The organism is Pseudomonas sp. LBUM1649, assembly GCF_059716155.1.
The window spans coordinates 5,801,216-5,828,204 of sequence record NZ_CP166807.1; the positions used below are offsets into that span (position 1 = coordinate 5,801,216).

The window sequence follows — 26,989 nt, forward strand, 5'->3', positions numbered from 1 at the left end:
TGTCAGTCCGTCATCGCGAGCAAGCTTTGCTCCTACAGGGGGCGGCGGTTTATGTCAGGCCGGCTTGGCCTCCACCAGCGCCTCGACCGCCATTTCCTTTTCGGCCTCTTTCAGATCATCATCGCTGATCATCTCCGCGATCACCCGCAGGCGCTCCACCACCCGTGCGTTGACGCTGCCTTCAGGGAACTCGCCATTTTCATCCGGCTCGCCCGCCGGCTCGCCCACCAGCAGGCTCAGCGCCTCGTCGGCCTGACGCACGGCGTAGACGTGGAACTGACCGGCGCGCACGGCGGCCAGCACTTTCTCGTCTAGCATCAGCGTGGCAACGTTGGCGTGGGGAATAATTGCCCCCTGTTCGCCAGTCAGCCCGCGGGCTTCGCAGAGACGGAAGAAACCTTCGATCTTCTCGTTGACGCCGCCTACGGCCTGCACTTCACCGAACTGGTTGATCGAGCCGGTAATCGCAAAGCACTGCTTGAGCGGGGTTTTCGACAATGCCGAGATCAGGGTACACGCCTCGCCCAGGGAAGCACTGTCACCATCGACGTAGCCATAGGACTGCTCCAGCGCAATGCTCGCGGAGATCGCCAGCGGAAACTCCTGGGCGTAACGGCTGCCCAGGTAACCGGTGAGAATCATCACCCCTTTGGAGTGGATCGGTTGACCGAGGTTGACCTCGCGCTCGATGTCGACGATGCCGCTGCCGCCGGGATACACCGTGGCGGAAATCCGCGCCGGTACACCGAAGGCCGAGTCGCCGACTTCCAGCACGGTCAGGCCGTTGCACTTGCCGACCGCCGCGCCCGCGGTGTCGATCAGGATGATCCCCGCCAGCATGTCATCGAGAATCCGCGCCGACACGCGTCCGGTACGGGTGGCCTTGGCCTTGAGTGCTCGCTCGATGTGACCGGCGTCGGTCATTTCATCCGCGGCCAGGTGACGAATGAAATCCGCCTCGCTGACCAGCTGGAACAGATCGCCGATGCGCGCCGACAACCGTCCCTGATGCTCGGCCAGGCGCGCGCTGTATGTTGCCAGGCGCGCCACCGCATCGGCGGTCAACGGCGCCATGCCCTCCTCGGAAGTACGGGTCTTGAGCAACTGGGCGAACTGCTCCAGGCTCTCGTCGACCATCGGAATGTCTTCATCGAAATCCACCAGGACGCGGAACATTTCCTGGAAGTCCGGATCGAGGTCTTGCAGCGTGTAGTAGAGCTGGCGGGCCCCGATGATGACGACTTTGACCTGCAATGGAATGTGCTGCGGCGTCAGGGTGACGGTCGCGAAACGGCCCATCTCGCCCAGTGGCGATTCCATTTTCAGTTTGCGCGATTGCAGGGCACGCTTCAGCGCGTCCCACACGAACGGCTCGCCGAGCATTTTATCCGCTTCAAGGATCAGGAAACCGCCGTTGGCCCGGTGCAACGCACCCGGTCGCAGTTGCCGATACGTGGTGTAGAGCGAGCCCTGGTCGGTGCTGTATTCGATGCGGCCGAACAGGTTCTCATAGGTCGGATGCGGCTCGAACACGACGGGGGCACCACCGCTGGCCGAATGCCCGACCACCAGGCTCGGCGCGTATTGCTCCTCCAGCAGCTTGCGGGCGACCGCATCGGTCTTGCTGTCGTCGACCAATTGCTCGACCACGGTCTTGAGCAAATACACCTGCATCGCTTGCAGGTAACCGCACACCGCCGCGTTCTCGGCGTATTTCTCCGACAACGGCGACAGCAATGGCTGCAGGGCCAGGGTAATGGTTTCTTCGTTGAGATGGCGCAGTTGATTGCTCGACTCGCGCTTCCATTGCGGCAGGCTGGCGAGTTCCTCGTTCAGGCGCTCTTCGAGATTGGAAATATCCTCGTGGAAGCGCTCGCGCTCGGCTTCCGGCAACTGGGCGAATTCCGCCTCGTCCAGCGCCTTGCCTTCGAGCATCGGAGTGAATGCGATATTGCTGCTGTCGCGGTACAGCGCGACCTCTTTTTCCAAGGCCAGGCGTTCGATCACGTCCAGCGCCTTGTCGTAGCGCTGATTGAAGGCGCGGTCGATGGCGCTTTTTTTCTGCTGGTAGGACGGGTGCTCGAACACCGCCGGAAAGGTCGCCAGCAGATTGTCGATCAAGATGTTGATGTCACCGATGAAGGCACCGGCGGTGCCCGACGGCAACTCCAGGGCGCGCGGTTCGCGCGGCTCATCGAAATTATTGACGTAGACCCAGTCCGCCGGAGTCTGCAGGCGTTTGCCTTCGGCCTTCAGGTAGCGTTTGACGAACGAGAAGCGACCGGTGCCGGGTTCGCCCATGACGAATACGTTGTAACCGGGGCGTGGCATGGCCACACCGAACTGCAAGGCTTCGACCGCGCGTTCCTGGCCAAGCACACCGCGAAAGGGCTCCAGATCATTGGTGGTAGAGAAGCTGAACTGTTCAGCGGAAAACGGACGGGTCAGCGCTTCAGGCGCTAGACGCAAGCTGGCAGCAACAGGATCAGGCATCGGGCTTCCTTAACAATCAGGCGGGGCAGATAGCGGCATTCTGGCGCTGCCCATGCCTCACTTGCAAGGCGCGCCTAAAGGCAAAGCATAGACAAACCACCAGCCCCAGGCGGGCCGGGGCCAAATCAATGTTTGCGGTGAATCTTTTGCAAAAAATCACGGAACCCTGTGATCGTGCCTAAACTCCAAACTGCGCGACTGGATTAATAACCGGTCCAAACTGGCGAGATAGGCGCCAGAACCCTTGTCCATTGGTATGCACATAAAGAGAACAAAGCTATGAAACGGATTCTTCTTGGTACTCTCTTCACCGCTGTATCCATCAACGCCATGGCTCAGGCGCCAGGCGGCCCGGATTGCGGTTGGGGCAACATGCTGTTCGAAGGTCAGCGTGGCACCCCGGCTCACTTCCTGGCATCCACCACCAACGGCACTTCCGGCAATGCAACTTTTGGTATGACCTCCGGTACCAACGGTTGCTCGACCAACGCATCGCTGACCTATGGCGGCAAATCCTGGATTGCCATGAATGGCATGATGAACGAGCTGTCCGAAGACATGGCTAAAGGTCAGGGCGAAGCGCTGACCACCTACGCCGTGGTACTGGGCGTGGCGCCGGAAGACCGTGCGCACTTCGCCGCCGTCACTCACGAGCACTTCCAGCAGATCTTCAGCAAGGCTGACGTGACCGCGGAAGATGTGCATACCAACACCCTGGCCGTTCTGAAGAGCGATCCTCGTCTGGCCAAGTACGCAACTCAGGCTTAAGCTCGACCCGCCCCGCTTCTTTCGGGAAGCGGGTTTTTGTTTTTTTGGAACTGCCCTAATTTGGGTCTTTGTTTCTTTCGACTTAAGTTGCCACTTATGCTCAAACGTCTTGCCTGGCTGGCGCTCTGTGTCTGCGCCCCGCTGTCCGCCGCGCCTCACATCGATCCTCAACGTTTGCAGCAACTGGCCAACGACCCCTTCTGGATTTCCCTGGGTCATTACGAAACCGCCAAGCTCGGTGGCTGGCGCAGCTACGTCAGCGACAAAAAATTCTTCGTCGCCGCCGACGGTAACGAACATCCGGACCGTGAACTGGCGGCCACTGTGCAAGCGTTGTACGCCCCAGCCAGTGCTGGCGAACAGCATGCGCAGTGCGTTTACCCGGCACGTACCCGCTGGCTCAAAGCGCAACTCAATCTGACCGACCTGCCGACGCTTGCCTGCGCCGAGTTCAAGCAATGGTTCAAGGACGTCTCGCCCCACAGCGCGGTGATGATCTTTCCGGCGGCCTACCTGAACAGCCCGTCATCGATGTTCGGCCACACGTTGCTGCGCATTGATCAGGCCGGTGTACAAAGCGACAAGACCTCGCTGCTCAGTTACGCGATCAACTTCGGCGCTTACATCGAGGGCTCCGACAACAGCATCCTGTACGCCTGGAAAGGCTTGATGGGTGGATATCCGGGACTGTTTGCGCTGGTGCCTTATCAGGAAAAACTCTCGGAATACCGCAGTCTCGAAAACCGTGACTTGTGGGAGTACCGCCTGAACCTGACCCAGCAAGAAACGGCGCGCATGGTCGAGCACGTCTGGGAACTGAAACAGATTCAGTTCGACTATTTCTTCTTCGACGAAAACTGCTCCTATCGCCTGCTGGAACTGCTGCAAGTGGCGCGTCCGAGCCTGCGCCTGACCGAGCAATTCCCACTGACTGCCATTCCCACCGACACCGTCAAGGCCGTGAAAGAGGCGGGTTTGGTGGAGTCCATCCAGTACCGCCCTTCCCGCGAGCGCGAACTGCTGAGCCGCGCCGAGCCTCTGACCGATGAAGAACAACAGTGGGTACTAAAAGTCAGCGCCGACCAGAAGCAACTGCAAACGTCCGAATTCAAGGCACAACCCCGTGACCGTCAGGCGCTGATCATCGATGCGGCCTATCGCCTGGAACGCTATCGCGCCAATGGTCAGGAACGCGACCCGCAACGGGCTCAACGCAGCTTTGAGTTGCTGCGGGCGATCAACCAGAACCCCGCGCCGGAACTGGACATCCCGCAGCCTGGCCTGCCCGAGGATGGCCACGAATCGCGCACCTGGCAGGCCGGCGTCGGCACCCGCGGCGACCGCGCCTTTGGCGAGTACGGCCTGCGCATGGCCTATCACGACCTCAACGACAACGCCGAAAGCTTCCCTCTCGGCGCACAGATCGAAATCCTGCAACTGAAACTGCGCCAGTACGAAGGTAATGACTGGCAAGTGCAGCAACTGGACTTGGCGACGATTCGCTCCCTGACCCCGCGCAACGAGTTGCTGCAACCGCTGTCGTGGCAGGTCACTGGTGGCCTGGAGCGGGTGCCGGGCAAGCATGACGACGAAACCCTGGTCAGCCACGTCAATGGCGGCGGCGGCGGAACCTGGCAACTGGCCGACAACCTGCTCGGTTTTACCCTGGGCACCGTGCGCGTGGAACACAACAATGACTTCGCCGAATTCATATCTCCGGCGGCGGGTTTCAACACAGGCCTGCTGTGGAAAAACCCGCTGGGCAATCTGAGCTTGGAAGCAAAAGGAGATTTCTTCACCAATGGTGAAGTACGCCGCAGCGTGAGCCTGAATCAGCAGTGGGAATTGTCGCGCAACCTCGGTTTACGCCTGAGTGCCCAGCGCGAATTCAGCCACCTGGCCACGCCTGAGAATGAAGTGATGCTTGAGGTGAAGTGGTATCACTACTAACCCATAACCTGTAGGAGCACAGCTTGCTGGCGATGGCATCTACGCGGTCATTCAGACATACCGAGGGGAGGCCATCGCCAGCAAGCTGTGCTCCTACAGGGGCTGCGATCTTTTGATCTTTCTTTCACATCCCGCTCACGAACCCGCTTCTAGACTTCCCTTATAGGCCGTATTGCGGCTTGGGAGTCCAAGATGTGGCGTTGTGCAGGCGTGGTTTTTTTGTTGGTCTTGATCGCAGGTTGCCAGACAACCCACGAGGACCTGATCGCCAAGGGTTACCCACCCGCCTTTGCCGATGGTTTCGATGACGGCTGCAGCAGTGGCCGGCAAGCGGCCGGAGCCATCACCGGCGAGTTTCGCAAAAACGTCCCGCGCTATCTCACGGACAAAAACTACGCCGAAGGCTGGAGCGATGGATTCCGCCAATGTCAGGCCATGCGCGAAAGCGAGGACCGCGACGACTATCGCAATCGCCATTGGGACGACCGTGACAAAGCCTGGCAACAACAGAAGGATCAGGACGCCGCACGAGCCTATCGCTCGCCATAAGTCGCTTTCAGACATCCAGTGCAACCAAATGCCTGCGAGCATGGCCCAAACCCTATAACGGGAGAAAACCATGAGCCGGGCTTTCGTCAATGAAGACAGTGCCGCCGCGCAAGCCGATCAGCCGGTCGAACGACAGGTCAGCGCGCAGCCCAATTACGTTACGCCCACGGGCCTCGCCCAGTTACAAGCGAAGGTCGCCGAGTTGCAGAACCTGCTGGGAGGACGGAGCGCACAGGGAGATTTGGCCAACAAGCAGCGAGAAGCAGATCTTCAGCGCGACTTGAGGTATTTCAACCAGCGCCTGCAAAGCGCTCAGGTTGTACCGCCCGCCAGCTCAACGGAAAAAGTGCAGATCGGCAGTCGAGTGACATTCGCCGACGAACAGGACACGGAGCTGACCGTGCAACTGGTCGGTGAAGATCAGGCCGACGCGTCTGCCGGCCTGATCAACTGGGGGTCACCGCTGGGCCGGGCGTTGCTCGGGGCGCAACTGGGTGACGAGGTGCTATGGAACCGCCCGGCCGGCGATCAACTGATCGAAATCATCCGCATCGAACCGGGTTAAACCACGCCCTGAGCGAGCATCGCGTCGGCGACTTTGACGAAGCCGGCGATGTTTGCACCCTTGACGTAGTTGACCTGGCCACTCTCCTCACCGTAATGCACGCAGGCGTGATGGATCGACTGCATGATGGCGTGCAGCTTGCTGTCCACCTCACCTCCGGTCCATAGCAGACGCATGGCGTTCTGCGACATCTCCAGACCGCTGACGGCAACACCACCGGCATTGGACGCCTTGCCCGGCGCGAACAGAATGCCCGCCTCGATAAACAGGTCCACGGCTTCGAGGGTGGTCGGCATGTTCGCGCCTTCTGCCACACAGGTACAGCCATTACGCAACAACGCATGTGCCGCATCGGCATCCAGTTCGTTTTGCGTGGCGCACGGCAGCGCGATGTCGCAACTGAGCCCCCATGGATGCTGGCCAGCCAGGAACTCCAGGCCAAATCGACCCGCCAGTTCGCTGATGCGTCCGCGCTGGACGTTTTTCAATTCCAGCACGGCCTGCCATTGCGCCTCGGTCAGCCCGCTTTCGCAGTACAGCGTGCCTTCAGAGTCAGACAGCGAAATCACTTTGCCGCCCAGGTCCATGACCTTGCGCGCGGCGTATTGCGCAACGTTGCCGGAACCTGAGATCGCCACGCGTTTGCCTTCGACGGTTTCACCGCGACGCTTGAGCATTTCCTCGGCGAAGTACACGCAACCGAATCCGGTGGCCTCAGGGCGAATCAGGCTGCCGCCATAGCTCGGTCCCTTGCCGGTCAACACGCTGGTGAACTGGTTGCTCAGGCGCTTGTACTGACCGAACAGGAAGCCAATTTCGCGGGCACCGACGCCGATGTCACCGGCCGGCACGTCGACATCGGCACCGATGTGACGGTACAGCTCGCTCATGAAGGCCTGGCAGAAGCGCATGACTTCGGCGTCGCTTTTGCCTTTGGGGTCGAAATCCGAACCGCCCTTGCCGCCGCCCATGGGCAATGAAGTCAGCGAGTTTTTGAAGGTTTGCTCGAAGGCGAGGAACTTCAAGACACCCAGATTCACCGACGGATGGAAACGCAGGCCGCCTTTGTACGGGCCGATGGCGCTGTTCATCTGGATACGGAAACCGCGATTGACCTGCACCTTGCCGTGATCGTCGACCCAGGACACGCGGAACACGATGGCCCGTTCAGGCTCGCAGATACGCTCAAGAATGCCGGAGGTCAGATAGTGTGGATTGGCTTCAAGAAATGGCCACAGGCTACGCAGGACCTCTTCGACGGCCTGGTGGAATTCAGGCTGGTCCGGATCGCGTTTTCTCAGGCGGGCAAGGAAGGATTCGACGGATTCGATCATGGAAAAGTCTCGGCAAATTTTTGTCGTTGGAAGAAATTGAGCCGGACTTTAACAAACGAGTCGCGCACAGGAACAGAGCGGAATGTCGCATTTATGAAATTAAATGGTGCATTGAATATAAATTCAGGCCGATTATCGGCCACCCTTGCACCTAAACAGGGATTCACATATCGGATTCTGCACCACCAACGACTCCGCCTTCGCGAGCAGGCTCGCTCCCACATTGTGAAATGCTTACCCTGTGGGAGCGAGCCTGCTCGCGAAGGCCGCAACTCGGTGTATCGGAAAAAACGCGAAAAAAAGCGGAGCCCGAAGGCTCCGCTTTTTCATGCAACCAACCCCAGATCAGGCCAGTTTCTTGTGCCGTACCCGGTGCGGCTGGGCAGCCGCTTCGCCGAGGCGTTTGCGACGATCGGCTTCGTACTCGGTGTAGTTACCTTCGAAGAACACCGCTTGCGAATCATCTTCGTACGCCAGGATGTGAGTCGCGACGCGGTCAAGGAACCACCGATCGTGAGAGATCACAATGGCGGCGCCCGGGAAGTCGAGCAGGGCTTCTTCCAGGGAACGCAGGGTTTCGACGTCGAGGTCGTTGGACGGTTCGTCGAGCAGCAGGACGTTGCCGCCCTCTTTCAGGGTCAGGGCCAGGTGCAAGCGACCGCGCTCACCACCGGACAGGTCCTTGACGAACTTTTGCTGGTCGCCACCCTTGAAGTTGAAGCGGCCCACGTAAGTGCGCGACGGGATCTCGTAGTTGCCGATGCGGATCTGGTCGGAACCGTCGGAGATTTGCTGGAACACGGTCTTGCTGCCGTCCAGGTCCTCGCGGCTCTGGTCCACGCAAGCCAGCTGCACGGTTTCGCCAACTTCGATGCTGCCAGAATCCGGTGTTTCCTTGCCCATCAGCATGCGGAACAGGGTCGATTTACCCGCACCGTTACCGCCGATCACGCCGACGATGGCGCCTTTAGGCATGGAGAACGACAGGTTGTCGATCAATACGCGATCGCCATAGCCCTTGGAGACGTTCTTGAATTCGATGACCTTGTCGCCCAGGCGTGGACCGGCCGGGATGTAGATCTCGTTGGTTTCGCTGCGCTTCTGGAATTCCTGCGATTGCATTTCTTCGAAGCGTTGCAGACGTGCCTTGGATTTCGACTGGCGGGCCTTGGCGCCTTTGCGCACCCACTCCAGTTCTTCCTTCATGGCTTTTTCGTGAGCCGACTGCTGCTTGGATTCGGCAGCCAGACGATCGGACTTGGCTTCCAGCCAACCCGAATAGTTGCCCTCGTAAGGAATGCCCGCGCCGCGGTCGAGTTCCAGAATCCAGCCAGCAACGTTGTCCAGGAAGTAACGGTCGTGCGTGATCGCTACCACGGTGCCCGGGAAGTCATGCAGGAAGTGCTCCAGCCATGCAACGGAATCGGCGTCCAGGTGGTTGGTCGGTTCGTCGAGCAGCAGCATGTCCGGTGCGGACAGCAGCAGGCGGCACAGGGCCACACGACGTTTTTCACCACCGGAGAGGAATTCGACCTTGGCATCCCACGCCGGCAGACGCAGTGCATCAGCGGCGACTTCCAGTTGGCGCTCCAGGTTATGGCCATCGCTGGCTTGCAGGATGGCTTCGAGCTTGGCCTGTTCAGCGGCCAGTTTGTCGAAATCTGCATCTTCATCAGCGTAAGCCGCGTAGACCTCGTCCAGGCGAGCCTGGGCGTTCTTGATCACGCTGACCGCTTCCTCGACCACTTCACGCACGGTCTTGGTCGGGTCCAGGATCGGTTCCTGCGGCAGGTAGCCGATGTTCAACTCCGGCATCGGACGAGCTTCGCCCTCGAACTCAGTGTCGACGCCAGCCATGATTTTCAGCAGGGTGGACTTACCCGAACCGTTGAGGCCGAGTACGCCGATCTTGGCGCCCGGAAAGAACGACAAGGAGATGTTTTTCAGGATTTCCCGCTTCGGCGGCACAACTTTGCCCAGCCGATGCATGGTGAATACGTATTGAGCCATGGAGAACCTTGGGTCAGTGACTGATGAATGAATAGAGCGCAGGCGATGCCCGGCCAGACCATGCGCGTCGTACGCTTGACGAGGCCAATGCGTATGCGCTGAAAAAGTCTGATTCTAGGAGCTGGAACGCTCCCGCGTAACCGGCAAAGCTACCTTAATGACAGATGGCAGTCCAGCCGAGCGGGACTGGCACTTCGCCACAACTCAAGGCATGCTAGCTGCCCTTCGGGCGTCCGGCTTATAGTGCACGTCGCGCCAGTCCAGCCAAACCGCAGGATTACAGTTTGCCCAGTGTCCCTCCGTCCCTGATCACCCGTGCACCGACTGTTGCACCCGGCTCGCCCATGCGCGGCACACTCAAGGGCGCTTTGGCGATGCTCGTGTTGCTGCTGCTCGCATTGTTGTTCTGGCAACTGCTCGATCAGCTGCGGGAAACCCAGAAGAGCCAGCGCCAGGCCACCATCGACCACACTGCCGACCTGGCAGCACAAGTCAGCCTGAACATGGCGCTCAACGCCCAGATCGCCCTCAACCTGCTACCGATTGTCGAGCAGCCGCAAAATGCTGACGAGCTGCAGGACTTGCTGCGCAAATTGCAAAAGTCCTTGCCCGACCTGCTAAGCCTGGCACTGCTCAGCCCCTCGGGAAGAATCCTCAGTGACACGGCTGGCACCAGCGACGATTCCGACTATCTGGGGGAACTGGTCCGACGCAGTCGCGCCCAACCCCACTATTACAGCAACGCCATCGACGGCTCGCGGGTGCACCTGCTGTTGCATCAAGCAAGCGGCAGTACTCGCGGCTATTGGGCGTTGCGCTTCAAACCGACTTTTTTCGCCTCACTGACCAAACTGCACGAAACGGGCACTGCCCCGCTGTGGCTGGTGGAAAACCGCTTCAATCACCAGATCATCAGCCGCGAGGAGGCGTTGCCGCAGGTCAACCCAGGCACCTTGACCCAGGACGATGTGGCCAACAGCGTACTGACCGTTGCGCTGAGCAGCAGCGACTGGCAACTACGCGGGCTGTTCGATCGCCAGCGAGTGCTCGAAGAACTGCTGCCGGCTTTCATCGGCAAATGCCTGCTATGCCTGGCCTTTTCCATGCTGCCGTTCATCGTCCTGCTGAACATGCGCCGTCGCCAGCGACAGCTGCACGAAGGTCGCCGACGCTACCAGGAGATTTTCGAAGGCACCGGCGTGGCACTGTGCGTACTCGACATGTCCGGCCTACGGAGCGTGTTCGACAAGGCCCAGCTGCTGCGCGACGAGCAACTGCAAGCATGGCTGGCGGCTCCGGAACAACGCCGGCAGTTGCTGCAGGAGCTGCGCATTACCGAGGTCAATCAGGTCGCCTTGCAACTGCTTAACGTCAATTCCTGTGATCAAGTCTGGAAACTGCTGATCGATGGCGACCCTGTGGAGGGCAGCGCCATCGGCAATCAGGTACTCGAAGCGGTGCACAAGCAACAGCAACAGCTTGAACTGGAAATCAAACTCCAGGATGCCACGGGTCGTGACCAGCATCTGTGGCTGGTGTTGCGCCTGCCGGAAAACCCTGATGACTTCAAGGCGGTGATCCTGAGCATCACCGATATCACCAGCCGCAAGCTCATCGAGCTGTCGCTGCAAGAGCGCGAAGGTTTCTGGTCCGACGTCGTGCGGACCGTGCCCGATCACCTTTACGTGCAAGACGTGATCAGCCAGCGAATGCTCTTCAGCAACCACCATCTGGGCCAGACGCTGGGCTACAACCGCACTGAACTGCAACAGATGGGTGAGTACTTCTGGGAAATCCTCCTGCACCCCGACGATGCCGACTATTACCACCGCTCGCGCCAGAGCCAGCGGCAAGGCGGTTACAGCCAATTGATGCAGTGCCAGCTGCGCTTCCGCCACCGTGACGGGGAATGGCGGTGTTTCGACATTCGCGAGCAGGCACTGGCGCGGGACAAGCATGACCAGGTCACCCGCATCATCGGCGTGGCGAAGGACGTTACTGAGCAGATCGAAGCCAGTGAGTCGCTGCGCGACAGCGAGCAGCGCTACCGAATGCTCGCCGAAAGCATCAGCGACGTGATTTTCTCCACCGACAGCCGCATGTCGCTCAACTATGTCAGCCCTTCGGTGCAGGCGGTGCTGGGCTACGAAGTCGATTGGATTTTCCAGAACGGCTGGCAATCGACCATTGCCAATCCGCAACAGTTGAGCGGCATCTACAGCCTGATGGATCGCGTCAGCAAAGCGCTGGATAAACCCGAACAGCTGGCCTTGTTACGCAGTCAGGTGCAGACCCAACTGTTTCTGTTCGACTGCCTGCGCGCCGACGGACGCAAGATTCCTATCGAACTGCGGCTGGTGCTGGTCTGGGACGAACACGGTGCATTCGAAGGCGTGCTGGGGGTCGGTCGCGACATCAGCCAGCAACGCCGGGCCGAGAAAGACCTGCGAATGGCCGCCACGGTATTCGAACACTCGACCTCGGCGATCCTCATCACCGACCCGGCCGGCTATATCGTCCAGGCCAACGAAGCGTTCAGTCGTGTCAGCGGTTATGCCGTAGAACAGGTACTCGACCAGTTGCCGAACATGCTCACCGTCGACGAGCAGCAGGAAGCCCATTTGCGCTACGTGCTCAAGCAACTGAACCAGCACAGCACCTGGGAAGGCGAAGTGTGGCTGCGTCGCCGCAATGGCGAGCATTATCCGGCCTGGGTCGGCATTACCGCGGTACTGGATGACGAAGGCGACCTGGCCAGTTACGTGTGTTTCTTCAGCGACATCAGCGAACGCAAGGCCAGTGAACAACGGATTCACCGCCTTGCCTACTACGACGCCCTGACCCACCTGCCCAACCGCACGCTGTTCCAGGATCGCCTGCACACGGCGTTGCAAGCGGCTGAACGGCAGAGGTCCTGGGTGGTGTTGATGTTCCTCGACCTGGACCGCTTCAAACCGATCAACGATTCCCTGGGCCATGCCGCCGGTGATCGCATGCTCCAGGAAATGGCCACGCGCCTGCTCGGTTGCGTCGACGACGACGACACGGTCGCGCGCATGGGCGGCGATGAATTCACCTTGCTCCTGCAACCGCGGGCCAACCGTGAAATCGCCTTGAACCGGGCGATCCACGTGGCTGAGCAGATCCTCGCCAGCCTGGTCAAACCCTTCGTGCTCGAAGGCCGCGAATTCTTCGTCACGGCCAGTATCGGCATCGCCCTGAGCCCGCAGGACGGCAATGAACTCAGCCAGTTGATGAAGAACGCCGATACCGCGATGTACCACGCCAAGGAACGCGGCAAGAACAACTTCCAGTTCTATCAGGCGGACATGAACGCCAGCGCCCTGGAGCGCCTGGAACTGGAAAGCGACTTGCGACATGCCCTGGAACAAAACGAATTCGTGCTGTATTACCAACCGCAGTTCAGCGGCGACGGCAAACGCCTGACCGGCGCCGAAGCCTTGCTGCGCTGGCGTCATCCGCGCCGTGGCCTGGTACCGCCGGGGGATTTCATCCCGGTGCTCGAAGAGCTCGGCCTGGTGGTGGATGTCGGCGACTGGGTGATCAGCGAGGCCTGCCGTCAGCTCAAGACCTGGCATCAGGCCAAGGTGCGCGTGCCGAAGGTGTCGGTGAACATCTCCACCCGGCAGTTCTCCGACGGCCAGCTCGGCACGCGGATTGCCACCATCCTGAGGGAAACCGGCCTGCCGCCGGCGTGCCTTGAGCTGGAGCTGACCGAAAGTATCCTGATGCGCGAAGTCAGCGAAGCCATGCAGATTCTCGCCGGGTTGAAAAACCTTGGCCTGAGCATCGCGGTCGACGACTTCGGCACGGGCTATTCATCGCTCAACTACCTCAAGCAGTTTCCGATCGACGTACTGAAAATCGACCGCACCTTCGTCGACGGCCTGCCGTCGGGTGAACAGGATGCGCAGATTGCCCGGGCGATCATCGCCATGGCCCACAGCCTCAACCTGGCGGTGATCGCCGAGGGTGTGGAAACCCAGGAGCAGCTTGATTTCCTCAGGGAACACGGTTGCGATGAGGTCCAGGGTTACCTGTTCGGCCGGCCGATGGCAGCGGGTCAGTTCGAAGGGCAGTTCTGCAATGATGCGCTGTTCATGTTCGACTGAAGTTTTTCGTTGCTGCTGATGGCCCTATCGCGAGCAAGCTCGCTCCCACAGGGATCTGGGTGTACACAAGATTTTTGGAGCGCTGAAGATCTACTGTGGGAGCGAGCCTGCTCGCGATGAGGCCGGCACATTCACCGCTAATCCCCTCATGAAGCCCACTTGTCTGCGACATGATGTCGTTTCATATGCCTTCCAAAACCCATTGGGTTAGAATGCCTCCCTTTTCTGCCCCCGATCCTTGAGGACCGCCATGTTCAGCCGTGATTTGACTATTGCCAAGTACGACGCCGATCTCTTTGCCGCCATGGAGCAAGAAGCTCAGCGCCAGGAAGAGCACATTGAGCTGATCGCTTCGGAAAACTACACCAGCCCTGCGGTGATGGAAGCTCAAGGCTCGGTACTGACCAACAAGTACGCCGAAGGCTACCCAGGCAAGCGCTACTACGGCGGTTGCGAGTACGTCGACGTCGTTGAGCAACTGGCCATCGACCGTGCAAAAGAACTGTTCGGCGCCGATTACGCCAACGTTCAGCCACACGCCGGCTCGCAAGCCAACAGCGCCGTTTACCTGGCACTGCTGCAAGCGGGCGACACCATTCTGGGCATGAGCCTGGCCCATGGCGGTCACCTGACCCACGGCGCCAGCGTTTCGTCCTCCGGCAAGCTGTACAACGCCGTTCAGTACGGTATCGACGCCAACGGCCTGATCGACTACGACGAAGTCGAGCGCCTGGCGGTCGAGCACAAGCCAAAAATGATCGTGGCCGGTTTCTCTGCCTACTCGCAGATCCTCGACTTCCCGCGCTTCCGTGAAATCGCTGACAAGGTTGGCGCTTACCTGTTCGTCGACATGGCCCACGTGGCCGGTCTGGTCGCCGCTGGCGTCTACCCGAACCCGGTGCCATTCGCCGACGTGGTGACCACCACTACCCACAAGACCCTGCGCGGTCCACGTGGCGGCCTGATCCTGGCTCGCGCCAACGCCGACATCGAGAAGAAGCTGAACTCCGCGGTATTCCCGGGCGCCCAGGGCGGCCCGCTGGAGCACGTGATCGCCGCTAAAGCGATCTGCTTCAAGGAAGCGCTGCAACCTGAGTTCAAGGCCTACCAACAACAAGTGGTGAAAAACGCCAAGGCCATGGCCAGCGTATTCATCGAGCGCGGCTTCGACGTGGTTTCCGGCGGTACTGAAAACCACCTGTTCCTGCTGTCGCTGATCAAGCAGGAAATCTCCGGTAAAGATGCCGACGCCGCTCTGGGCAAGGCGTTCATCACCGTGAACAAGAACTCCGTGCCAAACGACCCACGCTCCCCGTTCGTCACCTCCGGCCTGCGCTTCGGCACTCCGGCTGTGACCACTCGCGGTTTCAAGGAAGCAGAGTGCAAGGAACTGGCCGGCTGGATCTGCGACATCCTGGCAGATCTTTCCAACGAAGCGGTGATCGATGCCGTTCGCGAGAAAGTTAAAGCCATCTGCAAGAAGCTGCCGGTATACGGCGCTTAATTGCGACGTTAAATCTGCAGCATGAAAAACCGGCCAGTGATGGCCGGTTTTTTTTGCCTGTCGTAAAGATTTGATTTTTTAATAAGCTAGCGCAACCGGTCAGACCGGTCTATTCCCACCGGTTACTCGTTCAACCTCGACGGTTTCTTGATCTTGCGCGAAGGCCAGCGCATGGGCATCGAACTGAACATTCCGGACGACAACCTCAGCAGTTGAATCCGCTTCGAACTGCAGACAGGCTAACGCGTATGGATGCCGCGATGGCGGTGACGTCACTGAACCGGCATCTGGAGCATCTGGAGCATCTGGAGGCGGTATTGCTGAATGCTCAACCGCTATCCAGTCAGAATCGTATTGCCGGTTAGCTCGCCGCCACTCGCGCGAACCCCTGGCGAATCTTTTCTTGCGGCAAATCATCGGCAATGAACACGATCACGCTTTCACGGGTTTCATCGGCCGCCCACTCCGTGTCCCAGTCGAAACCGTAAAGCTTCAGCACGCCCTGAAACACCATGCGCCGCGGCTCGCCGAGGATGTTCAATACGCCTTTGTAGCGCAGCAGTTGCTTGCCGTGCTCCTCCAGCAGCTCGTTCATGAACTCGCTGAGCTTGTCGATATCCAGCGGTTTTTCGGTGCGCAGCACCAGGCTGGAAATACGGTCGATGGACGGGGCCTGGCCCACTGGGCGCAAACTCACGCCGCCGCCCAGATCGGCGTTGAGATTAAACCCACGCACGTCGAGCAGTTCGGCCAGGTCGATCTTGCCATGGTCGACCACGCGGATCGGTGCACGACGATTGATACGGGTCAGGCGCTCGCTCAACGCCGTGAACGCAGGTTCGTCCACCAGATCACGCTTGCTCACCAGCAGCCGATCGGCGAAACCGATCTGCGCCTGGGCGATGGTCTGGGTCAGGTGCTGTTCGGCGTGTGCCGCGTCCACCAACGTGATGATGCCGTCGAGGATGTAGCGCTCGCGCAGCTCCTCGTCGATGAAGAAAGTTTGTGCCACCGGAGCCGGGTCGGCGAGGCCGGTGCATTCGATCACCAGGCGGTCGAAGGCGATGTCACCGCTGTCGAGGCGTTCGAGCAGCAGATACAGGGCCTTGGTCAGGTCGGTGTGGATGGTACAACAGACGCAGCCGTTGGACAGCGTCATGACCTGTACCGGCTCGTCACCCAACAGCTGGGTGTCGATGCCGGCGTCGCTGAATTCGTTTTCGATCACGGCGATTTTCAGGCCATGTTCGGCTTTGAGCAGGTAGCGCAACAGCGTGGTTTTACCTGCGCCGAGGAAGCCGCTGAGGATCGTTACCGGGATTGGAGTGAGCAAAATAGAAATCTCCCATGCGCAAAAAACTGTAGGAGCACGGCTTGCCGGCGATGGCGTCCTAAAGATCGCCATCGCCGGCAAGCCGTGCTCCTACAGAGTCAATGTTTGCCTAATTGCCGTGCATCAACAGCACTTCGGCCCACCCTTGCCACCGTAACGAGCCTCCTGGCGTTCCCGAAAGAACATCTCGTAGCTCATCACCGGTTTGTCCGGGTGCTTGCTTTGCATGTGCTCGACGTAGTTGTCGTAGTCGGGCATGCCGACCATCAGGCGCGCGGCCTGACCGAGGTATTTGCCGAGGCGACTAAGGTCATTGAACATGCTGCAATCCTCTGGTTACGCATCCGGCAGCGCCTGGAATGGCGATTCTTTATCCGTGCGCTCTTTTTTACCCCAGGCGGCAATACCGACCTTGAGCGCATAGAACAGGATGCTGAACACCACGAACAGGAACAGCGCGGTCAGCGTGGCATTGGTGTAGGCGTTGAAGATCACGTGCTGCATCTGAGTGATGTCCTTGGCCGGGGCGAGGATCTGACCGTTGGCCAGGGCATCGCTGTATTTTTTCGCCAGGGCCAGGAAGCCGATCGCCGGGTTGGCGTCGAACAGTTTGATGAAGCCAGCGGTGGTGGTGCAAATCAGCAGCCACACGGCAGGCAGCATGGTGACCCAGACATAACGCTGGCGTTTCATCTTGATCAGCACCACGGTGCCGAGCATCAGCGCGATACCGGCCAGCATCTGGTTGGAGATGCCGAACAGCGGCCACAGGGTATTGATGCCCCCCAGCGGATCGATCACGCCCTGATACAGCAACCAGCCCCACATGGTCACGCAGCCGGCGGTGGCGATCAGGTTGGCAGTCCAGGACTCGGTACGTTTCAGCGCCGGCACGAAAGAGCCGAGCAGGTCCTGCAGCATGAAACGCCCGGCACGGGTCCCGGCGTCCACCGCGGTCAGGATGAACAGCGCTTCGAACAGGATCGCGAAGTGGTACCAGAACGCCATGGTATTTTCACCCGGCAGCACACTGTGCAGGATCTGCGCGATGCCGACGGCCAGGGTCGGCGCACCGCCGGCACGGGCCAGGATGGTGGTTTCACCGATGTCCTTGGCCACCGCTTGCAGCGCCTCCGGGGTAATCGCAAAGCCCCAGTTGCTGACCGCGGTCGCCACTGCCACCACATCACCGCCGACCACGGCGGCCGGGCTGTTCATGGCGAAGTACACGCCTGGCTCGATCACCGAGGCAGCGACCATGGCCATGATGGCCACAAAGGACTCCATCAGCATGCCGCCGTAACCGATGTAACGGGCGTTGACCTCGTTATCCAGCAGCTTCGGCGTGGTGCCGGAAGAAATCAGTGCGTGGAAACCCGAGACCGCACCACAGGCAATGGTGATGAACAGGAACGGGAACAGGCCGCCCTTCCACACCGGTCCCGTGCCGTCGACGAATTGGGTCAGGGCCGGCATTTTCAGCTCAGGCATGGTGATCAGGATGCCGATCGCCAAGGCCACGATGGTGCCGATTTTCAGGAAGGTAGACAGGTAGTCACGGGGTGCCAGGATCAGCCACACAGGCAAAGAGGCTGCCACGAAACCGTAACCAATCAGCATCCAGGTAATCTGCACACCGGTGAAGGTAAAGGCCTTGGCCCAGACCGGATCTGCAGCAATCTGCCCGCCGAGCCAGATCGACCCCAGCAGTAACAGCACGCCGATCACGGAAATTTCACCGATGCGACCCGGGCGGATGTAGCGCATGTAGATGCCCATGAACATCGCGATCGGGATGGTCGCCATCACCGTGAAGATCCCCCACGGGCTCTCGGCCAGGGCCTTGACCACGATCAGCGCCAGCACCGCGAGGATGATGATCATGATCAGGAAGCAGCCGAACAGCGCGATGGTGCCGGGGATGCGGCCCATTTCCTCACGGACCATGTCGCCCAGGGAGCGACCGTTGCGGCGGGTGGACATGAACAGGACCATGAAGTCCTGCACGGCACCGGCCAGCACCACGCCGGCAATCAGCCACAGCGTGCCGGGCAGGTAGCCCATTTGCGCCGCCAGCACCGGGCCGACCAGCGGCCCCGCGCCGGCGATGGCCGCGAAGTGGTGACCGAAGAGAATGTGCTTGTTGGTCGGGACATAATCCAGACCGTCGTTGTTGAGCACTGCGGGGGTGGCCCGCCGAGCATCGAGTTGCATGACATTATTAGCGATGAACAGACTGTAGTAACGGTACGCAACGAGATAGATGGCCACGGCAGCGACCACTATCCACAAAGCGTTGATTGCTTCACCTCGGCGCAGTGCCACGACGCCCAGGGCGCACGCCCCAACGATTGCCAGCAGCAGCCAGGGTAAGTGGCGTAGCGGGCTATTATTATTTTTCATTTTATTATTCCAGCCAGAGTGGACAAGAAAGACAGCCACCTCGAGTTTAGCTCGCCTGACAGCAAAGGCCATACCCCGACATTGATCTAGACACCTGGCGGCGCTGGCAGCCTTTTGCAATGCCGGTCTATAGTCAGCGTACATTTCCGAGGACCTTGCCATGAGCGAGCACCCTGCCGAACGTCGCCGTTTCAAACGTATTGCGTTCGATGCCAGAACCGAGCTGGGCCAGGGGGCGTTCATCTGGCCGGTGAAGCTGATCGATCTGTCGCTCAAGGGCTTGCTGATCGAGCGACCGGAACCCTGGCTGGGCGATCCGCAGGAGGACTTTTTTGTCGACATCCATCTGAGCGAAGACATCTACATCGAAATGGATGTGCAGTTGACCCATGAAGACCATGGACAATTGGGTTTCGTTTGCAGGCATATCAGCCTGGAGTCGATTGAACGTCTGCGGCGATTGATCGAATTCAATCTGGGTGATCCGCAAGAGCTTGAGCGGGAACTGGGCGCACTCATCGAAATCTGAATGAACCCCTGTAGGAGCGAGCATGCTCGCTCCTACAGGGGCTTGATGTTATTCGAACAGGGCGTCGAGGGCCTGCTCCAGACGAGTGACAGCGATGATCTGCAAACCCGGCGGCGCCTCTTTCGGTGCATTGCCCTTGGGCACGATGGCACGTTTGAAGCCATGCTTGGCCGCTTCCTTCAGGCGCTCCTGACCGCTTGGCACCGGACGCACTTCGCCGGACAGACCGACCTCACCGAACACCAGCAGATCATGGGGCAGCGGCCTGTTACGCAAACTGGACATGACGGCTGCCATCAATGCCAGGTCAGATGCCGTTTCCAGTACTTTCACCCCACCGACCACGTTGAGAAACACATCCTGATCGTGGGTGGGTATGCCGCCGTGCCGGTGCAAGACTGCCAACAACATTGCCAGTCGGTTCTGATCCAGGCCCAGCGTTACCCGGCGCGGATTGGCCAGGTGACTGTCATCTACCAGCGCCTGCACTTCCACCAACATCGGCCGTGTGCCCTCCCATGTTGCCATGACCACACTGCCTGGGACTTCTTCCTGGGCACGGGTCAGAAAAATTGCCGAAGGATTGGAGACTTCTTTCAGGCCCTTGTCGGTCATCCCGAACACGCCCAATTCGTTAACCGCGCCGAAACGATTTTTTACCGCCCGCAACAGGCGCAGGCGCCCATCTGATTCGCCTTCAAAATACAGCACGGTGTCGACCATGTGCTCCAGCACTCGGGGCCCAGCCAGGGCGCCCTCCTTGGTCACGTGCCCCACAAGGAAAATCGCGGTGCCACTTTGCTTGGCGTAACGCACCAACAGCGCCGCACTTTCGCGAACCTGAGACACACCACCTGGTGCCGATTGCAGTTGCTCGGTGAAAATCGTCTGGATCGAGTCGATCACCATGACCCGGGGCTTTTCCAGCCGGGCGGTAGCAATGATGGTTTCTATGCAGGTTTCGGTCATGACCCGCAACTGATCCTGTGGCAGCCCCAGGCGTCGGGCGCGCATGGCCACCTGCTGCTGCGACTCTTCACCCGTGACATACAGCGCCGGCATGCTCTTGGCGAGATTGCACAAGGTTTGCAGCAGAATGGTGGATTTGCCGATGCCGGGATCACCGCCGATCAGCACCACCGAGCCGTCCACCAGGCCGCCACCCAGTACCCGGTCAAGCTCACTGGAAGCCGTGGAGAAACGCGGGACTTCCTCGACACTGACTTCAGCCAGGGTCTTGATCTGCGCCTGCTGGCCGGTCCAACTGGTGCGACCGCTGGGTGCGGCTGCCCCGCCACTTTCCACCATGGTTTCCGTGAGTGTGTTCCAGGCGCCGCATTCGCCACATTGTCCGGCCCACTTTGGAAAGGTTGAGCCGCACTCAGTGCAGCCGTACATGCGCTTGGCCTTGGCCATCTGAACTCCCGGCAAAAACCGCGATGATAGCTCAGGTCAGCTGTCTTGGTACGCCGCGATTGATACCAGGTTATCTCAAGTGAATAGTTACACCTGAAGACTTCTAATCTTGTCCAACAGAACTCCAACACACACCTACAAAGCACATGCTCAACACTAAAACGAAACACAAGTTATCTATACACAGACACCCAAAGCACCTGAGCCCCCCTTAACAACTGTAGAAAAACCTGTACAAACATTAACCACTACCTTCCATGACGTACAACAACAGCCTCTTGAAAATCGCCATACGAATATAGCCACCTACTTTTAGTTCCAACTGAGTTGTTTATCAAATCACACAGTGCTACCCATTGCGACTTTCTCGCCTTCAACTCGCCAGGGTGCCAAGCGCCGAGAGGCAGCTGCGAAGTAATGATGTCGCATGGAGGAGAGGCATTTTGTAAACTTTTTGCCACAGGTCAGGTCCTTTGCAGGCGAACCCCGCACGCAGTCGTTTCGAGCAGGAAGCGATTTGCTGATTTACACTGCGTTCACCAACCTCATCTGTAACAAGGAAATGACCTATGGGCGTGATAAACGAGTTCAAGGCCTTCGCGGTCAAAGGCAATGTGATGGACATGGCCGTCGGTATCATCATCGGCGCTGCTTTCGGCAAGATCGTGACGTCGTTTGTCGGCGATGTGATCATGCCCCCCATCGGCTTGCTGATCGGCGGGGTGGACTTCAGCGACTTGACCATTACGCTCAAGGCCGCCCAGGGCGATGCCCCGGCGGTGGTCCTGGCGTACGGTAAATTCATCCAGACCCTGATTGACTTCGTCATCGTCGCCTTCGCGATTTTCATGGGGGTCAAGGCCATCAACCGCCTCAAGCGCGAAGAAGCCGTGGCGCCCACCCTGCCGCCGGTTCCGACCAAGGAAGAAGAGTTGCTGGGTGAAATTCGCGACTTGCTCAAGACCCAGAACAATCGACCCTGAATCCAACGGCGCCTTCCAGGCGCCGTTTTTTTTACCAGAAGTTCTCCACCGCCACCTGACCGGGCCGCCGGCTGAGGCTCAGATGCATGTCGCGCTGCTTGAGCAATTTGCGCGTGTCATCAATCATCTGCGGGTTTCCGCACAACATCACTCGCGAATGTTCAGGCGTCAGCGCAACGCCAGCCGCCCGCTCCAGCTCGCCGTTTTCGATCAAGGTGGTGATCCGTCCGTTCAGGGCGCCCGGGTGCCACTCGCGAGTCACGGTGTTGATAAGCTGCAACTTGTGGGCAAATTCCCTCAAATAGTCGCGCTGCGCCAATCCGGCGATCAGTGCCTGATATGCCAGCTCCCTGGACTCCCGGACGCTGTACACCAGGATGATTCGCTCGAATTTCTCCCAGACCTCGAAGTCCTGCAGGATCGATAGAAACGGCGCCAGACCTGTACCGGTGGATAACAGCCACAAATCACGCCCGTCGACGAAGCGGTCGAGTGTCAGGTACCCGAACGCGTGTCGATCGACCAACAGCGTGTCGCCAACGCCCAGCCGGCTGAGCTCGCTGGTGAATTCGCCGCCGGGTACGACGATGGAAAAGAACTCGAGAAACTCGTCGTAGGGTGAAGACACCATGGAATAGGCGCGCCACACCGTACTGCCGTCTGCCTTGACTACGCCCAGCCGGGCGAATTGCCCTGCGCGAAAACGAAAACCTGCGTCCCTCGTGGTGCGCAGGGTGAACAGGTTCGGCGTCAACGGCTGGACGTCGAGTAAGGTTTGACGGGTAAATTTCTCTTCACTGGCGGTCATGGGGTGCTCCCTTCAACACATAACCGCAGTGTCTCGCAAAGCGGTTCCCATAAACACCGGCGATTTGTAATGTCTTTAGCCAAACACTATCGAATGCATACATACCCCAATGACCTCACGCATATCTAACCACTTAGTTAACACAAAAAGGACACCCGCAATAACATTAACATCGACATTCAATACATCTTTTGAACTCAATCACATTAGAACCATAAACCTTATTAAGAAATTCAAACAAAACAAAAAATTCTCACCACTGCGTATGAAACATCCTACAATCCGTGCGTAGTGGACATTGGATCCATACACACCCAGGCTAATACAAGTGGGAGCTCAAAGATGGAAAGGTGGAAGGAATCACAACTCAGGCAGTTAGGCAGCGCAATGGAGATCGACACTGCCTATAAGGTATCGCTGCGTTTCGCGAAAAACATCGGATATAAATTTTTCGAATTTTCAGCAACTTACAAAACCGAATCGGAGCAAGTAAACACCCTGAAACTCAACAATTACCCTGCAAGTTGGAACACCGAGTACGAACAAAAAAAATTCAGAGACATCGACCCGATAGTGGCTCATTGCAATCAAACTATGCTGCCTGTTCTTTGGAGTGAAAAGCTCTTTTCCAAGGTGCCATCGATGTGGGAAGCGCTTGGGCTGCAAGGAATTCAGCATGGCTGGTCGCAATCGGTGCAGGACGATGATAGCGGTCTGTGCAGCATCCTGAGCCTGGCCAGAAGCCATTGTCCAATCAGTGCGTTTGAGTTGTACGAGAATCTTGGCTTTTCCGTCTTCATGGGACGGCATCTGCATGCACTGGTTGCACAATCGCTTCCAAAACGCTCGCCAAAATTGGCTACTACGCACTTGTCGCTGCGGGAAATCGACGTGTTGAAACTCGCAGCTGATGGCAAGACGGCCTTCGAGAGCGCCAGGATTCTCAATCTCAGTGCACGCACCGTCAATTTCCATGTGCAGAGTGCGATTGGGAAACTGGGCGTCAATAACAAGATTTCGGCAGTCATTGCCGCGGTCAAGGCCGGTTATCTCAGCAGCAACGCGCTGCGCTGATCACAAAACCTGCGAGTAATCCAAAAGAAAAAAACGTACCATTTGCATCCCCTCTTGAGTGATGACGTGTAAAACATCATGCCGCAGTTCACTCGGACGGTCCCGCCCGCAACAACGCCTCAGGGCCGCGGAACATCCTCGTCCATCTATCAGAGCCTCCTGCCCGATGCCCTTGCTCGACACCCCGTTCGCCCAGCTCGACCTGATCCGCCAGCCCGAACAGCAGAACGAACCGCTGCAAGCCTTTGATGCTGCAGATGAGTACTTGCTCAATCACCTGGCTGAACAGCTGCCCACGGCAAATACGCGGGTGCTGGTGCTGAATGACAGTTTTGGCGCATTGGCCGTCAGCCTGGCAGGCAAGGTCAATGTGACCAGCAGTGGCGATTCGTTCCTGGCCTTACAGGGGCTGGAAAAGAACCTGGCCCGTAATAGCCAGGCGTTTGATGCCGTACCCCACGTGCCGGCCAGTGAACCCTTCACGGGGCCGTTCGACCGGGTGCTGATCCGGGTGCCGAAGACACTGGCGTTACTGGAAGAACAACTGATCCGCCTGCAAGGCCAATTGACTCCTGGCGCCCAGGTGATTGCCGGGGCAATGATCAAGCATCTGCCGCGCGCGGCCGGCGACCTGCTTGAGCGCTATATCGGCCCAGTGCAGGCCTCGTTGGCGGTAAAAAAAGCCCGGCTGTTGATCGCCACGACTCAAGCCAAAGCCGCCGTCGTGTCGCCCTACCCGACCCGCTATCGACTTGATGATCCTGCGATCGAACTGCTCAATCACGCCAACGTGTTCTGCCGTGAAGGCCTGGACATCGGCACGCGAGCCTTCTTGCCGCACCTGCCAAGGAACCTTGGCAGCGCAAGGGTCGCCGATCTCGGTTGCGGTAACGGCGTGCTGGCCATCGCCAGTGCCCTGCAAAACCCCGAAGCAAGCTACACGCTGGTCGATGAATCCTTTATGGCGGTGCAATCGGCCGCCGAAAACTGGCGCGCCACGCTGGGTGAGCGGGAGGTGATCGTGCGGGCGGGCGATGGCTTGGCCGGGCAGGAACCCCAGTCGCTGGAGGTGGTGCTGTGCAATCCACCGTTTCACCAACAACAGGTCGTCGGCGACTACCTGGCCTGGCGGATGTTCCAGCAAGCCCGGGAGGCGCTGGTGGTGGGCGGTGCGCTGTACATCGTCGGCAACCGTCATTTGGGCTATCACAGCAAGTTGGCGCGGTTGTTCCGCGGGGTCGAGCAAGTGGCGGCCACCCCGAAATTCGTGATCCTCAAGGCGCGCAAGTAACGATCGAGTAGGAGGCGGTTTCACAACCGCCGTCCTCTCACGCCACCGTACGTACGGTTCCGTATACGGCGGCTCAAGTTATGCGGCTAAGCCGGTTTATCGTATCCAGTATCGAGACCAGCCCTAGCTGATCCCACAGCTTCTTCGGTAACGCCTGATTCATATGTGACGCCCCCGAGTTCCACCATGGTCCGCGACCATTGAAGGCTGATTTGCAGGCGCGCGCTTCGCTAAGCCCCAAGCGCATCAAGTTGCGCGCCCTCGTAGAGGGCTGCTTCCATTGGCGCCAGATGACGCAGCGAAGTTTATGCCGCACCCACCCGTCCAGCTCCTCAAGGGGGCGCTTGCTCTGACTGAGCTTGAAGTAGCCCGCCCAACCGCGCAGTACGGGGTTAATCCGCTCGATGACGTTCGCCATCTTGTGGCCCCGTGCGCCGCGCAGCAGGTTTCTGAGTCGGTCGCGTAAGCGACCCAGACTCATCGTCGCTACTCTTAACCTCGGTTGTTGATGCCAGCTCATCCCGTAGCCCAAGTAATCACACATCCACGACCCGGCTACTCGGCTCTTTTCCCGATTCAGCGTCAGTTTCAGACGCTGATTCAGGAAACGCTCAACACCAGCCATCACTCGCGCGCCAGCACGAGGACTGCGCACATAAATGTTCGCATCGTCGGCATAGCGCACGAAGCGATGGCCCCGCCGTGTCAGCTCTTGGTCGAGTTCGTTGAGCAGGATGTTCGACAGCAACGGCGAGAGCGGGCCGCCTTGCGGCGTCCCTTCCTGCCGTCGGCTGGCGATCCCGCCCGACATCACGCCGGCCTCTAGATAACGACGGATCAGCCTGAGCACCCGCTTGTCTTCAACCTGACGCTGCACATGGGCCATCAATACATCGTGGTTGACCCGATCGAAGAACTTCTCCAGATCGAGTTCCACACACCAGCGGTGGCCCGCCGCCACATGGGCACGGGCTGTTTCGATGGCTTGGTGGGCGCTTCTGCCCGGACGGAAGCCGTAGCTATAGTCCGAGAACAGCGGGTCAAAGATCGGCGTGAGCTGTTGCAGCAGTGCCTGTTGGATCAGGCGATCCACGACGCTGGGGATACCCAGCTGTCTTGTCCCGCCTTTGGGTTTGGGGATTTCGACGGCGCGTACACCTTGCGGGTGATACTCACCGGCCAGCAACCTGGCCTTGAGGGTTGGCCAATACTGTTCCACGTAGCCCGCCAATTCGTCGACCGTCATGCCATCGGCACCCGGCGCCCCCTCGTTGCTGACCACGCGGTGATACGCACGCTTGAGGTTGGCCGATGCAAGCACCCGCGCCATCAGCGTGTCCGGCTCCGCGTTCGTCCACATCACAGACGTCGCCGATGCCTGCGCACTGCCAGCCGTCGCCCGCGGATTCTGTCCGGAACTAGGGGTCACAGTTCTCCCTCGGAGAAATTTCTGCTTTTCGACATTCGACGAGACTCTGACGCCTACTGGCGGCATAACCTGTTCGGCCCTTGGTGGCAGGGTTATTTGCCACTTACTACGGCCTCGGCTGACTTCTGCACGTTCATCCCGTCGCCTCTCGACGCTCGGTAGCACAGTGGCAAACGTGCAGATCTCCCAGGGTAATTCGCGCGACCTTCCTGCTTATGCCTGTCGGATCTACGTCACAGCGTTCCGTGCAAGTATTGGGCTTTGGCAATTATGGCTACCTTACCCCGCTGCACCGCCTAATCCGCTTCCTGTTCGTCAGGCCAGCATTTTGCCCCGGGCTTCCTTCAGATTCGCAGTCGCCTGCGACACCCTTGCCTTCGGCTAACACTTCCCCTTGCCGTGTGTGTAGAGGACTTT

The 26,989-nt window shown here is 59.1% G+C and carries 19 protein-coding genes; 10 read left to right on the forward strand and 9 right to left on the reverse strand.

Translation table 11 applies throughout. From position 1 onward, the window contains the following. Window positions 1–54 precede the first annotated feature (54 nt). Window positions 55–2,493, reverse strand: coding sequence for a Lon protease family protein (locus ACA058_RS26875; protein WP_497636647.1), 2,439 nt, complete (start codon window positions 2,491–2,493; stop codon window positions 55–57). Window positions 2,494–2,772: 279 nt separating this feature from the next. On the opposite strand from ACA058_RS26875, the gene ACA058_RS26880 reads away from it, so the two are divergent. From ACA058_RS26880 to ACA058_RS26895, 4 genes are all read left to right on the forward strand, one after another. Next, a complete protein-coding gene (locus ACA058_RS26880; protein ID WP_497636648.1) occupies window positions 2,773–3,261 on the forward strand; it encodes a DUF3015 domain-containing protein in 489 nt (162 codons plus the stop codon). 96 nt (window positions 3,262–3,357) lie between these two features. After that, window positions 3,358–5,211 carry an Lnb N-terminal periplasmic domain-containing protein gene (locus ACA058_RS26885; RefSeq protein ID WP_497636649.1) on the forward strand — a complete coding sequence of 618 codons (1,854 nt, stop codon included), beginning with the start codon at window positions 3,358–3,360 and terminating at the stop codon, window positions 5,209–5,211. A gap of 192 nt (window positions 5,212–5,403) precedes the next feature. Then, complete coding sequence (locus ACA058_RS26890; RefSeq protein ID WP_497636650.1) at window positions 5,404–5,760, forward strand: hypothetical protein; 357 nt, start codon at window positions 5,404–5,406, stop codon at window positions 5,758–5,760. A 70-nt stretch (window positions 5,761–5,830) separates the two neighbouring features. Next, window positions 5,831–6,325 carry a GreA/GreB family elongation factor gene (locus tag ACA058_RS26895; RefSeq protein WP_497636651.1) on the forward strand — a complete coding sequence of 165 codons (495 nt, stop codon included), beginning with the start codon at window positions 5,831–5,833 and terminating at the stop codon, window positions 6,323–6,325. Here the strand turns inward: ACA058_RS26895 and gdhA are convergent. Together gdhA and ettA are read right to left on the reverse strand one after the other, a co-directional pair. Then, window positions 6,322–7,659, reverse strand: coding sequence for an NADP-specific glutamate dehydrogenase (gdhA, locus tag ACA058_RS26900; RefSeq protein ID WP_497636652.1), 1,338 nt, complete (start codon window positions 7,657–7,659; stop codon window positions 6,322–6,324). The two genes, ACA058_RS26895 and gdhA, sit on opposite strands and share 4 nt — an antisense overlap. Before the next feature lie 345 nt (window positions 7,660–8,004). Further along, a complete protein-coding gene (ettA, locus tag ACA058_RS26905) occupies window positions 8,005–9,669 on the reverse strand; it encodes an energy-dependent translational throttle protein EttA (protein WP_497636653.1) in 1,665 nt (554 codons plus the stop codon). A gap of 344 nt (window positions 9,670–10,013) precedes the next feature. Here ettA and ACA058_RS26910 point away from each other — a divergent pair, with 344 nt between their 5' ends. Continuing rightward, window positions 10,014–13,802, forward strand: coding sequence for a sensor domain-containing protein (locus ACA058_RS26910; RefSeq protein WP_497640012.1), 3,789 nt, complete (start codon window positions 10,014–10,016; stop codon window positions 13,800–13,802). A 250-nt stretch (window positions 13,803–14,052) separates the two neighbouring features. Continuing rightward, window positions 14,053–15,306, forward strand: coding sequence for a serine hydroxymethyltransferase (glyA, locus tag ACA058_RS26915; protein WP_497636654.1), 1,254 nt, complete (start codon window positions 14,053–14,055; stop codon window positions 15,304–15,306). A 361-nt stretch (window positions 15,307–15,667) separates the two neighbouring features. Here glyA and yjiA read toward each other — a convergent pair whose 3' ends face one another. From yjiA to ACA058_RS26930, 3 genes are all read right to left on the reverse strand, one after another. Continuing rightward, window positions 15,668–16,639 carry a GTPase gene (yjiA, locus tag ACA058_RS26920; RefSeq protein WP_497636655.1) on the reverse strand — a complete coding sequence of 324 codons (972 nt, stop codon included), beginning with the start codon at window positions 16,637–16,639 and terminating at the stop codon, window positions 15,668–15,670. Between the two features lie 123 nt (window positions 16,640–16,762). Next, a complete protein-coding gene (locus ACA058_RS26925) occupies window positions 16,763–16,960 on the reverse strand; it encodes a YbdD/YjiX family protein (protein WP_008052036.1) in 198 nt (65 codons plus the stop codon). Window positions 16,961–16,975: 15 nt separating this feature from the next. Further along, window positions 16,976–19,042: a carbon starvation CstA family protein gene (locus ACA058_RS26930; RefSeq protein WP_497636656.1), complete on the reverse strand. Its 2,067-nt coding sequence runs from the start codon at window positions 19,040–19,042 to the stop codon at window positions 16,976–16,978. A 160-nt stretch (window positions 19,043–19,202) separates the two neighbouring features. Here ACA058_RS26930 and ACA058_RS26935 point away from each other — a divergent pair, with 160 nt between their 5' ends. After that, entirely contained in the window at window positions 19,203–19,571 is a 369-nt protein-coding gene (locus tag ACA058_RS26935; protein ID WP_497636657.1) for a PilZ domain-containing protein, read from the forward strand. Window positions 19,572–19,619: 48 nt separating this feature from the next. On the opposite strand, the gene radA is transcribed toward ACA058_RS26935, so the two are convergent. Continuing rightward, on the reverse strand, window positions 19,620–20,987 hold the full coding sequence (radA, locus tag ACA058_RS26940; protein ID WP_497636658.1) for a DNA repair protein RadA: 1,368 nt from the start codon (window positions 20,985–20,987) through the stop codon (window positions 19,620–19,622). 569 nt (window positions 20,988–21,556) lie between these two features. Between radA and mscL the strand changes: the two genes are divergently transcribed. Next, window positions 21,557–21,970, forward strand: a complete 414-nt coding sequence (gene mscL, locus ACA058_RS26945; protein ID WP_497636659.1) for a large-conductance mechanosensitive channel protein MscL — start codon at window positions 21,557–21,559, stop codon at window positions 21,968–21,970. Window positions 21,971–22,001: 31 nt separating this feature from the next. On the opposite strand, the gene ACA058_RS26950 is transcribed toward mscL, so the two are convergent. Further along, a complete protein-coding gene (locus ACA058_RS26950; RefSeq protein WP_497636660.1) occupies window positions 22,002–22,778 on the reverse strand; it encodes a ferredoxin--NADP reductase in 777 nt (258 codons plus the stop codon). 342 nt (window positions 22,779–23,120) lie between these two features. Between ACA058_RS26950 and ACA058_RS26955 the strand changes: the two genes are divergently transcribed. Both ACA058_RS26955 and ACA058_RS26960 read left to right on the forward strand, forming a co-directional pair. Continuing rightward, window positions 23,121–23,852, forward strand: a complete 732-nt coding sequence (locus ACA058_RS26955) for a helix-turn-helix transcriptional regulator (protein ID WP_497636661.1) — start codon at window positions 23,121–23,123, stop codon at window positions 23,850–23,852. A gap of 166 nt (window positions 23,853–24,018) precedes the next feature. Then, entirely contained in the window at window positions 24,019–25,143 is a 1,125-nt protein-coding gene (locus ACA058_RS26960; protein ID WP_497636662.1) for a methyltransferase, read from the forward strand. A gap of 73 nt (window positions 25,144–25,216) precedes the next feature. Here ACA058_RS26960 and ltrA read toward each other — a convergent pair whose 3' ends face one another. After that, entirely contained in the window at window positions 25,217–26,638 is a 1,422-nt protein-coding gene (ltrA, locus tag ACA058_RS26965; RefSeq protein ID WP_497635123.1) for a group II intron reverse transcriptase/maturase, read from the reverse strand. Between the last annotated feature and the right edge of the window lie 351 nt (window positions 26,639–26,989).